We start from the raw sequence: 10,509 nt of genomic DNA on the forward strand, positions 1-10,509 counted from the left end.
GCCAGCGGGGCACGCAGGTCGAGCGCACGAGCGGCCGTCAACGCCTCGATCGCGAGTACCCGGGTCAGTCCGTCGATCGCCCGGCGCAGCTTCCGGGCCGCCGACCAGCCCATCGACACGTGATCCTCCTGCATCGCCGACGACGGAATCGAGTCCACACTCGCCGGCGCCGCCAGCCGCTTCAGCTCCGAGACGATCGCGGCCTGGGTGTACTGGGCGATCATGTGGCCGCTGTCCACCCCGGGGTCGTCGGCCAGGAACGGGGGCAGCCCGTGATTGCGGGCGACGTCGAGGAAGCGGTCGGTGCGACGCTCACTCATGCTCGCCACGTCCGCGACGACGATCGCCAGAAAGTCCAGCACGTACCCGACCGGCGCCCCGTGGAAATTGCCGTTCGACTCCACCCGCCCGTCCAGCGTCACCACCGGATTGTCGACGGCGCTCGCCAGTTCCCACGACGCCACCCGCTCGGCGTGCGCGAGCGTGTCCCGCGCCGCCCCGGCGACCTGCGGGGCGCACCGCAACGAATAGGCGTCCTGCACCACGGTGCAGGACGGGTTGGCGTGGCTCTGCACGATCTCCGAGCCGGCGAGCAACCGGACCATGTTCGCGGCGGCGTGGGCCTGTCCGGGGTGCGGCCGGAGCGCCTGCAGGTCCGGGGCGAACACCCGGTCGGTGCCCAGCAAACCCTCCACACTCATCGCCGCTGTCACGTCCGCGAGCGACAGCAGCCGACGTAGATCGTGGCACGCCAACAGCAGCATGCCGAGCATGCCGTCGGTGCCGTTGATGAGGGCCAGCCCCTCCTTCTCCTCGAGTATCACCGGTGCGATACCGGCGGCGGACAGTGCCGTCGCCGCGGGCACCAGTTCGCCGTCCGCATCCCGCACCGTGCCCTCCCCGATCACCGCGAGCGCGACATGCGCCAGCGGCGCCAGATCACCCGAGCATCCGAGGCTCCCGTATTCGTGGACCACCGGCGTGATGCCGGCCGACAGGAGCGACGCGTAAACCTGCGCGACTTCCGGCCGCGCGCCGGTCCTGCCGGTGGCCAGGGTCGACAACCGCAGCAGCATCAGCGCACGCACGACCTCGCGTTCCACCTCGGGGCCGTTTCCGGCGGCATGCGAGCGCACCAGACTGCGCTGCAGCTGCGTCCGGAGCGCAGAGGGGATGTGCCGGGTGGCGAGGGCCCCGAAACCCGTCGAGATCCCGTACACGGGCTTCGGGTCCTCGGCCAGCGCCTCGATGCGCTTCCGGGTTTCCGCCATGGCCGACATCGCGTCCCGCGAGATCCGCACCGGCGCGCCGAGACGCGCCACCCGGATCACTTCTTCGGCGGAGACCGCTCCGGTTCCGACCACGACAGACTCTTCGGCTCCCACAAACCCCAGTCTCCCCCGGGGCCGGGCGGAGAGTGACGGGATTGCCGGAGCGACGACGGCGTCTACAACCGGCCGCGGAGAGCTTCCTCGATTTCGCGTGGCGTCATCAGACGTTCGAGTTTTTCACTCGGCCACGAGGACGGACGTCCTTGCAATCGGGCTGATTCGAGTAGAGGGAGAGGGCTGCGGTCCCACCGCAGGATCGAATGAACATTCACTACCGATCACTTCCGAACACCGACTCGACAACTTTCCATTTGCGCCATTGCACCGGCGACATTTCGTCGCGCTCTTGACTCATCGCCCATCGTGCCCCTTTGGTTACACGGTTTCGATGAGGCGCGCGGAAGTGCTGGAAAACTGCGGTCGGGACGAGAATTCAGTGACCTACCGCACACCTCTCCGGCACGAGCGCCTACCATGACGTCAAAGTAATTGTTACCTTACGTACCACCTTCCCTGACTGGAGACAGCCGATGGCAAACACCCTCGAAGTAAGCATCGACATCGACGCGACCCCGCAAGACGTGTGGGCCGTCGTGTCGGATCTGAAGCGGATGGGCGAATGGAGCCCCCAGTGCCGCACGATGCGCGTCCTCGGCGGCGTCGTCGAAGAGGGCACCAAAACCGTCAACATCAACCGCAAGGGCTTCCTCGTGTGGCCGACCACGTCGAAGGTCGTGAAGTTCCAGCCGAACAAGACCATCGCGTTCCGGATCCTCGAGAACCGCACCATCTGGTCGTACGAACTCGAGCCGACGGCAGGCGGAACCAAGGTCACCGAGCGCCGTGAAGCCCCGACCGGGACGTCGAAGGTGTCGCAGTTCCTGGTCAAGACCGTTCTCGGCGGCAACGAGGACTTCGAGGTCGAGCTCGTGAACGGCATGAACACCACTCTCGCCCGCATCAAGTCGGCCGCCGAACGCACGTAGTCCGGTTGACCCTCGACCTGGTCGAGGCCTCAGCGTGGTCCGCATGGACACACCGGACGCCGTCATGGCGAGGATCGCGCAGGGACAGGAACTGGCAGTAGCGGGTGACCGGGAGGGCGCCCGACGCATCTTCGAGGAGGTGTGGGACGCCCTCGCCGGTCCCGGCGACGACACACCGGACCCGCTGCACGTCGTCACGCTGGCCCACTACATGGCGGACGTCCAGACCGACCCCGCCGAGGAACTGCGCTGGGATCTGCGAGCCCTCACCGCCGCCGACTCGCTGACCGACGACCGAGCCCGGCAGCACCACTCCTCGCTGCAGGTCGCGGGGTTCTACCCGTCGCTGCACCTCAACGTCGCGGCCGCTCATCACGCGCTCGGCCAGTCGTCCGAGGCACGCCACCATCTCGATCGGGCCACGCAGAGCTGCGAACACCTCACCGACAACGGATATGGCCGGATGATCCGCGCGGCCGTCGAGCGGCTCCGCGCAGAACTCGACGCCGAGGCTGTCGGACCGCAAGGGCAGAGTGAGCACCGTGCTCAGCATCGGTGAACTCGCCCGGGCGTCCGGTCTGTCGGTCAGCGCGCTGCGGTTCTACGACAAGGCGGGTGTGCTCACCCCGCACGTGGTCGACCCGCGCACGGGTTACCGCTGGTATGCCGACCGGCACGTGGGCGCAGCGGTCCTCGTCGCCGCGATGCGCCGGGTGGGTGTGCCAGTGAAGGACATGGCGGCCGTGCTGAGCGGGACGGATGCCCACGGGCTCCTCGACCGGCATCTCGGCCGGCTCGAGAAGGGGCTCGACGACGCCCGGCGCGAACTGGCAAGGATTCACCGCCTGCTCGACGCGCGAGCGGCGCGGGAGTGCACTGTCGTCCTCCGCACCACCGACCTCCTCACCGCGTTCGGCTCGGTGCGGTTCGCCGCCGACCCGCACTCGGCGTTCCCGGTGTTGCGCGGCTGCCTCCTGGAAACGGACCACGACGTGCTGCGGCTCGTCACCACCGACCGCTACCGGCTGGCGGTGGGAACGGTGACCCTCCTCGAACCGCCGGACGCACCGATCTCCGCCGTCGTCCCGTGCACGTTCCTGGACGACGCGGCCGGGCTGCTGGGTCGCCACGACACGGTGACCGTCGTCGTCTGCGCCGACAGCGTCACCCTCCGCTGCGGCGCCGAACAGCTCGGCACCCGCCTCGTCGACGGTGCGTTTCCCGACCATCGCAGTCTGTCGCCCCTCGACCGCGGAATCGAACACACCTTCTCCTCGGCGGACCTGCGTGCAGTCCTCGCCGACGCCGGCGACCGAGTGGATCTCGGCGTTCTCGAGTCGGGCGAGATCGCCGTCGGCAGGCAGGGGACGGAGCAGCCCGTGCGCTTCCAGGTGCAGGTGAACACCGGTTTTCTCCTCGAAGCCGTCGACGCGCTGCCGGGTGAACAGTTGACGTTCCAGGTGGGTGGACCCATCACCCCGCTCGCCATCCGGCCACGATCCGTTCACACATCGGACCCCGCGAGTGCGTACTCTCTCCTGATGCCGTTGCAGCCGGTAGCGCTCACGTAATCTGTGGGTGCGGCGCGATGGCGCGCAGGCAGCACGTCCGTCCGACACAGTTAGAGGAGCCCGTGGCACGCAAGCCCACACCCCCCGGAACCCCGCAATCCACGAGCGTCGGGCACATCGTCGACCTCGTCCGCGGAGCAGTTCCGCCCCTGCACCCGGCCGGGCTGCCCTTCGTCCTCGCGCCACTCGGTGTGGCCGTCCTCGGCCGCAAGCGCAAGTGGGTCCGGCGTGGAGCGCTGACCTCCGCCGCAGCGTGCGCCGCGTTCTTCCGGCATCCGCACCGTGTTCCGCCGAACCGTGTCGGCGTCGTGGTCGCACCCGCCGACGGCGAGGTCGCGCTCGTCGACTCCGCGGTCCCGCCGTCCGAACTCGACATGGGCACCGAGCCGCTCCCCCGGGTCAGCATCTTCCTGTCCGTGCTCGACGTGCACGTCCAGCGCAGTCCTGTCGGCGGTGAGGTCACGAAGGTCGTCCACCGGCCGGGTCAGTTCCTCTCCGCCGACCTCGCCGACGCCAGCGAGGTCAACGAACGCAACAGCATGCTGCTGCACACCCCGGAGGGCCACGACGTCGCCGTCGTGCAGATCGCCGGTCTGCTCGCCCGCCGGATCGTCTGCGACGCCAAGGTCGGCGACACCCTCCCGATCGGTGACACGTACGGCCTGATCCGGTTCGGCTCCCGCGTCGACACGTACTTCCCGGCGGGCACCACGTTGCTCGCCGAGCGAGGACAGCGGACGATCGGTGCCGAGACCGTCATCGCTCAACTGCCGTGATCGCCAACGCGAAGCAGCAGCGGAGGGGTCGACCCCAGCAGGCGGTCCGGCTCCTGCCGAGCGTGGTCACGATCCTCGCGCTGTGTGCGGGGCTGTCCGCCGTCAAGTTCGCGCTCGACGGCGACCTGGGAACGGCGTTGGCCATGATCGGTGCGGCCGCGGTCCTCGACTCGCTCGACGGTCGGATCGCGCGCATGCTCGACGCCACCAGCAAGATGGGTGCCGAACTGGATTCGCTCGCCGATTCCATCTCGTTCGGCGTCGCCCCGGCCCTGGTCCTCTACGTCACGCTGCTGGACGGCCAGAGTTTCGGCTGGATCATCGCCCTGATCTACGCGGTGAGCATCGTGCTGCGGCTGGCCCGGTTCAACACGCTCCTCGACGAGGACGACATGCCGGGTTACGCCAACGAGTACTTCACGGGTGTCCCGGCGCCCGCGGGTGCCCTGGTCGCGCTGACCCCGCTGGCTGCCGCGGCGCAGTGGGGCGACGGCTGGTGGTCGTCGTATCCCGTCGTCGTGGCGTGGACCGTGATCTCCGCGGCGCTGATCGTCAGCCGGATCCCCACGCTCGCACTGAAGACGGTATCGGTGCCCCCGCACATGGCGGCCGGTCTGCTCGTCCTCGTGGCGCTCGCGGCGGCGGCTCTGGTCACCTACCCGTACATCCTGCTGATCGCGCTCGTCGCGGTGTACCTCGGGCACATTCCGTTCGCGGTCCACTCCAAGCGGTGGGTAGCCGCGCGACCCGAGACGTGGGACATCAAGCCGTCCGAGCGGCGGGCCATCCGGCGTCAGCCCGACGCCCGTGGCAGGCGATCCGCCGCACGGCTCGGACTGCGCCGTCCCCGGGCCCGATAGTTCGCTCCCGCACGTAGGCTCGACGGCGTGACCTCCCCGGAACTTGCGCTCACAGTCCGACTGAACACCTCGGCCGCCGACACCCGGCGCGGCGTGGTCCGGCTGCATCCGGAAGCCCTGGCCGCGCTCGGCCTCCGCGAGTGGGACGCGATCGCCCTCGTCGGCGCGCGCCGCACCGCCGCGGTGGCAGGTCGCGCGCCGACCGGAACCCCCACCGGGACTGCACTCCTCGACGACGTGACGCTGTCCAACGCCGGGCTGACCGAGAACAGCACGGTTGTCGTGACACCGGTGACGGTGTACGGCGGGAAGACCGTGACGGTCAGCGGGTCGAATCTGGCCGTCAACTCCGTCTCCGACGTCACCCTGCGTCACGCCCTGCTCGGCAAGGTCCTCACGGTCGGCGACACGGTGTCGCTGCTCCCCCGCGATCTGGGCCCCGGCACCAGCACCGCCCCCGCGACGCAGGCACTGTCCCGGACGTTCGGTGTCGCCTGGACGTCCGAGTTGCTCACCGTCACCGGGGTCGACCCGGCCGGTGGTCCGGTGAGCGTGCAGCCCAACACCGCGGTCGGGTGGGGCGAGGGTGTGCGCGCAACGGTGTCCACGGCCCCGACCCGGCTGCCCGCGCCGCCCGTCCGGCCCGCCGAGGAGGTTCCCCCGGTTCCAGTCGAGGACCTGGTGGGCGCCCACACCCAGGCAGCCAAACTCACCGAGTGGCTCGGACTGGCACTCGACGAACCCGAACTGCTCCGCAAGCTCGGGGCCTCACCCCATCTGGGCGTCCTGGTGACCGGGCCCGCCGGTGTCGGGAAGGCGACGCTCGCCCGCGCGGTGCTCGCCTCCCGGCGACTCGTCGAACTCGACGGGCCGAGTGCCGGCGCGCTGGAAGCCGACTCACGGTTGCAGCGGGTCACCGCGGCGGTCGACGCGATCCGCAGCGGCGGCGTCCTGCTGATCACCGACATCGATGCCCTGCTGCCCGCCACCCCGGAGCCGGTGTCCGCGCTGATCGTCGAACAACTCCGCCGCGCAGTCGACACCGTCGGGGTCGCGTTCGTCGCGACGTCGGCGCACCCCGAGTCGGTCGACACCAGGTTGCGCGGGCAGGACCTGTGCGACCGCGAACTCACCCTGACCCTGCCCGACGGCTCCACCCGCCGGGCGCTGCTGGAACTGCTTCTGCGGAAGGTCCCCACCGACGGCATCGCCCTCGACGCGATCGCGGCCCGCACACCGGGGTTCGTCGTCGCCGACCTCGCCGCGCTGTGCCGGGAAGCGGCCCTGCGGGCCGCCTCACGCGCGACCAGGAAACCCGTCGACCCCGCACTCACACAGGACGACCTGCTCGGCGCGCTCGACGTCATCCGCCCGCTGTCGCGGTCGGGCAGCGAGGAACTCGCGATCGGCACCCTCACCCTCGACGACGTCGGGGACATGGTGGAGACCAAGCAGGCGCTGACCGAGGCGGTCCTGTGGCCGTTGCAGCATCCGGATTCGTTCGCCCGCCTTGGCGTCGATCCCCCGCGCGGAGTGCTGCTGTACGGTCCGCCCGGTTGCGGCAAGACCTATCTCGTTCGGGCGCTGGCAAGTTCGGGGCATCTGAGTGTGCACGCCGTCAAGGGCGCCGAGCTGATGGACAAGTGGGTGGGCGCGTCCGAGAAGGCCGTCCGCGAACTGTTCCAGCGGGCGCGGGATTCGGCCCCGTCACTGATCTTCCTCGACGAGGTGGACGCCCTCGCGCCGCGGCGCGGCCAGAGCTCCGACTCCGGGGTGTCGGATCGGGTGGTGGCCGCCCTGCTCACCGAACTCGACGGCGTCGAACCGCTGCGCGACGTGGTGGTCGTCGGCGCCACCAATCGGCCCGACCTCATCGACCCGGCATTGCTGCGCCCCGGCCGCCTGGAGCGGCTGGTGTTCGTGCCGCCGCCGGACGGCGAGGCCCGCCGCGCGATCCTGCGGACATCCGGGAAGTCGGTGCCCCTCGCCGACGACGTCGACCTCGACGCCCTTGCCGACGACCTCGACGGCTACTCGGCCGCCGACTGCTCGGCGCTGCTGCGGGAAGCTGCGCTGGCCGCCATGCGCCGGGACATCGACGCCGCCGACGTCACCGCGGCCGACGTGGCCGAGGCACGCGAAAAGGTGCGCCCCTCACTCGATCCCGAGCAAGTGGCGCACCTCGAGTCCTATGCGCTGTCGCGCCCGTGAGTACTTGTTAACCGCCCGCGGTTAACAAGTACTCACGGGTCAGGACCAGCGGCCGAGCAGCGTGGCCGCGTGTGCGGCGAGGGCGGCCTGGAAGAACGGCCCGAAGCTCACCCGCGCGACGCCGAGCGGCCCGAAGCTCGCCGGATCGTCCTGATCGGGCAGGCCGATGGCGTTGACGGGCAGCGGGAGCTCCGACGTGAGCCGCTTCTGGGTGGCGTCGTCGTGACGGCCCACGGGGTACAGCACGTCGGCGCCGGCCTCGGCGGCGAGCTTCAGCCGAGCGATCGCGCGGTCGACACGGTCGGACTCGTCGCCCACCTGCTTCACGAACAGGTCGGTGCGCGCATTCACGACCACGTGGACGCCGGCAGCGTCGGCCGCTTGCCGCAGCCCTCCGACGAAGTCGGCGTGCTCCTGCGGTTCGCGGAGCCGCCCGCCCTCGCTGTGGACCGTGTCCTCGATGTTCAGGCCCACGGCTCCCGCGCCGATCAGACCTTCGATCAGCCGGGCGGGCTCGAGCCCGTATCCCGATTCGATGTCGACCGACAGCGGCAACTCCACCGCCGCGGTGATCTGCGAGATGCGGTGCAGCAGCTCGTCGAACGTGATCCCCTCGTTGTCGGGCTTGCCGATCGAGTCGGATACCGGGTGGCTCCCGACGGTCAGCGCCTGAAACCCAGCGGACACAGCCAGATTCGCGGACCAGGCATCCCACACGGTGGGCAGGATGACCGGGTTGCCGGGCTGGTGCAGCCCCAGCAGGGTGGTGGCCTTCTCGTTGCTCGACGTCATAGGTGGGCTCCTCGCCTCGGTTGTATTCGATCGGAGTCGTTCTCGGGCACGCCTTCGGTGCCAACGCCGGGTTCGCCATTTCCATTCCTTCCCGCTCGAGTACCGTGAGCGAATGGACTTCCGGGAACCTCTGTCGGCCGCGGCTGCTCTCGCGTCCGGCGCACTGGCCGGTTTCGTCCTCACCAATCCCCGCAACCGGGCCTGGACGATCAACGCGTCCGACCGGGAGATCGAGCGGTGGCTCAGCAGCCAGCCGACGGGTGTGGTGGTGGCTCTCGTTCTCGCCGTCGTCGCGGTGGCCGGTCTGCAACGGTCCGGCTCCCGGCGGGTGTCGTGGATCCTGGCGGCGGCGTGCGCGCTCGCCCTGATCGGCGCGCGCTGGGCGGTGCCGAATGCCGGCGGGGTCGACACGCTGATCGCCCTGCACTTCGCGAAGACCGCGACTGCCGGGTTTCTGCTGGGCGCGGCGGTCGCCGCGGTGTGGGGTCGCTGGGTTTCGCATCTGGCGCTGACTCTCGGTGTCGCGAGCGCGTTCCTTCTCGCGAGTGTGCAGCGACTGCCGCGCAGTGACACCGCGTACGTCGAGCCCGCGAGTATGAGCACCTCCGCGATCGGCGAACCCCCGCAGTGGCTGCTGCTCGGAGTTCTCGTGCTCGCGCTCGCGTCGGCGGTGGTGGCGCGGTCGCAGTTCCGGGTGCAGCGTCCGGACCGGAAGACCCTGCTGACCGCGCTGGTCGGCGCCGTGGCTCTCGCCCTGCTCAACCGGTTGTTCGGGGCGTGGATCGACGATCAGGAATTCGGCGAGCCCCTGACGGTCTGGCTGATCGTCGCGTTCTCGCTCGCCGTGATTCTGACGGCCACGGTGCTGATCGCACGCCGGTTCCCGGGGATCGACGGACGCTTCCTGCTCGCCGCGACCGGTGTCACCGCGGCGGCCGTGCTCGTCCTCGACGACCTCCGCACTCCGCGGGTGACGACGCCCGCGCCGGCGTTGCTGGCGGTCGGCGTCGTTGCTCTCGCCGCGGGAATCGCGGTGGCGGTCCGGGTCCCGCCGAAGTGGCGGCGCCCGCAGTGGGGACTCTGCCTGGCCGCCGTCGTTCCGCTGCTCGCCGCCGTGTGGCCCGACTTCGGCGACGACGGCGTCGCACTGCTGATCCGGCTGGCCGTGCTGGGTTGCGGCACGGGTTTCGCGCTCGCCACCGCTCTGCCGGGGTCGGCGCCGGTCGCGGTACTCGGTTTCGCGTTGCCGTTCGCGTCGCTGGTGTTCGTGGCGGCGACCACCGTTCCCCGCAGCCGGGTGGTCTACTCGGGCGCGAGCAGCGAACACCGTCTGCCGTCGTCGCCTGCCTCGACCGCTGCGTCCGACCATCTCGTCGGCTTCGTGATGCTGCTCGTCGTGGCGTTCTGCGTCTACTCGGTGCACGAGCGGCGCAGTACCCCGGAAGGCAGCTAGTCGAGGAGACCGAGCGACTGAAGCCGGCGGAACACGAGCATCGAGCCGGGCGCGACGTCGGGCATGGCCGCGTATTCGTCGACGGTGAAGTACCGGAGTTCGGCGATCTCGCTCGTCGGCCGCGGCTCGGCGCTCAGTTCGGCGAGGAAGCAGGTCATGTGCAGGTCGGTGCCCTCGGGATGTCCGTACGCGGGCGCCTCGAAGACCCCCAGATGTTCGAGCGTCCCATCGACGATTCGGGCGTCGAGTTCCTCCCGGATCTCGCGGTGCAGAGCCTGTTCGGCGTTCTCGCCGGGATCGATCTTTCCGCCTGCCATGTAGAACGCGGTCTTCCCCACCGATCGGGTCTGGAGGAGTTTCCGGTCGCGGATGTGGGCGAGCGCGGCGGTTCGGATCTCGGCGGGCACCGTCACAAGATAGAACAGTCCGGTCGGCCGCCCATAACACACGCGCCCCAATAGTCCGATTTGCCGCGATTGCGAGTCCGAATAACCGACCCAGTAGGATGTACCCCGTAGCCCAGTTCGCT

At 69.9% G+C, this 10,509-nt stretch carries 10 protein-coding genes; 7 read left to right on the top strand and 3 right to left on the bottom strand.

Annotated elements, in window-relative coordinates:
- On the bottom strand, window positions 1-1,385 hold a 1,385-nt coding region (gene hutH, locus ACNJ7E_RS00390; RefSeq protein WP_418338727.1), incomplete at its 3' end, for a histidine ammonia-lyase.
- 476 nt (window positions 1,386-1,861) lie between these two features.
- On the opposite strand from hutH, the gene ACNJ7E_RS00395 reads away from it, so the two are divergent.
- From ACNJ7E_RS00395 to ACNJ7E_RS00420, 6 genes are all read left to right on the top strand, one after another.
- A complete protein-coding gene (locus ACNJ7E_RS00395; protein ID WP_418338729.1) occupies window positions 1,862-2,317 on the top strand; it encodes an SRPBCC family protein in 456 nt (151 codons plus the stop codon).
- 34 nt (window positions 2,318-2,351) lie between these two features.
- Window positions 2,352-2,876, top strand: coding sequence for a hypothetical protein (locus ACNJ7E_RS00400; RefSeq protein ID WP_280779823.1), 525 nt, complete (start codon window positions 2,352-2,354; stop codon window positions 2,874-2,876).
- The gene (locus ACNJ7E_RS00405) at window positions 2,851-3,888 is read left to right on the top strand and encodes a DNA polymerase III subunit beta family protein (RefSeq protein WP_418338731.1); all 1,038 of its coding nucleotides are present in this window, start codon (window positions 2,851-2,853) and stop codon (window positions 3,886-3,888) included. Before ACNJ7E_RS00400 ends, ACNJ7E_RS00405 begins: the two co-directional genes overlap by 26 nt.
- Window positions 3,889-3,950: 62 nt before the next feature.
- Window positions 3,951-4,664, top strand: a complete 714-nt coding sequence (locus ACNJ7E_RS00410) for a phosphatidylserine decarboxylase (protein ID WP_005251765.1) — start codon at window positions 3,951-3,953, stop codon at window positions 4,662-4,664.
- Window positions 4,661-5,524, top strand: a complete 864-nt coding sequence (pssA, locus tag ACNJ7E_RS00415; protein ID WP_005251763.1) for a CDP-diacylglycerol--serine O-phosphatidyltransferase — start codon at window positions 4,661-4,663, stop codon at window positions 5,522-5,524. The genes ACNJ7E_RS00410 and pssA overlap by 4 nt, the downstream gene beginning before the upstream one ends.
- 27 nt (window positions 5,525-5,551) lie before the next feature.
- Entirely contained in the window at window positions 5,552-7,735 is a 2,184-nt protein-coding gene (locus ACNJ7E_RS00420) for an AAA family ATPase (protein ID WP_418338733.1), read from the top strand.
- Between the two features lie 39 nt (window positions 7,736-7,774).
- Here ACNJ7E_RS00420 and ACNJ7E_RS00425 read toward each other — a convergent pair whose 3' ends face one another.
- Window positions 7,775-8,527 (bottom strand): isocitrate lyase/PEP mutase family protein, encoded by a 753-nt coding sequence (locus ACNJ7E_RS00425; RefSeq protein ID WP_280779820.1) that lies wholly within the window; start codon window positions 8,525-8,527, stop codon window positions 7,775-7,777.
- A gap of 112 nt (window positions 8,528-8,639) precedes the next feature.
- Here ACNJ7E_RS00425 and ACNJ7E_RS00430 point away from each other — a divergent pair, with 112 nt between their 5' ends.
- Window positions 8,640-9,980 carry a hypothetical protein gene (locus tag ACNJ7E_RS00430; protein WP_280779819.1) on the top strand — a complete coding sequence of 447 codons (1,341 nt, stop codon included), beginning with the start codon at window positions 8,640-8,642 and terminating at the stop codon, window positions 9,978-9,980.
- Here ACNJ7E_RS00430 and ACNJ7E_RS00435 read toward each other — a convergent pair.
- A complete protein-coding gene (locus tag ACNJ7E_RS00435) occupies window positions 9,977-10,393 on the bottom strand; it encodes an NUDIX hydrolase (RefSeq protein WP_280780017.1) in 417 nt (138 codons plus the stop codon). The genes ACNJ7E_RS00430 and ACNJ7E_RS00435 overlap by 4 nt on opposite strands.
- Window positions 10,394-10,509 lie beyond the last annotated feature (116 nt).

Origin of the sequence: Rhodococcus mengyinensis (assembly GCF_048381435.1) — a bacterium.
In the GTDB taxonomy this organism is placed as follows: Bacteria; Actinomycetota; Actinomycetes; order Mycobacteriales; family Mycobacteriaceae; genus Rhodococcus_F; species Rhodococcus_F opacus_D.

What these genes read in the sequence shown, in the direction of transcription:
- ACNJ7E_RS00395 (WP_418338729.1), top strand. Translation starts at nt 1,862, where the DNA reads ATGGCAAACACCCTCGAAGTAAGCATCGACATCGACGCGACCCCGCAA.
- ACNJ7E_RS00425 (WP_280779820.1), bottom strand. Translation starts at nt 8,527, where the DNA reads ATGACGTCGAGCAACGAGAAGGCCACCACCCTGCTGGGGCTGCACCAG.
- ACNJ7E_RS00430 (WP_280779819.1), top strand. Translation starts at nt 8,640, where the DNA reads ATGGACTTCCGGGAACCTCTGTCGGCCGCGGCTGCTCTCGCGTCCGGC.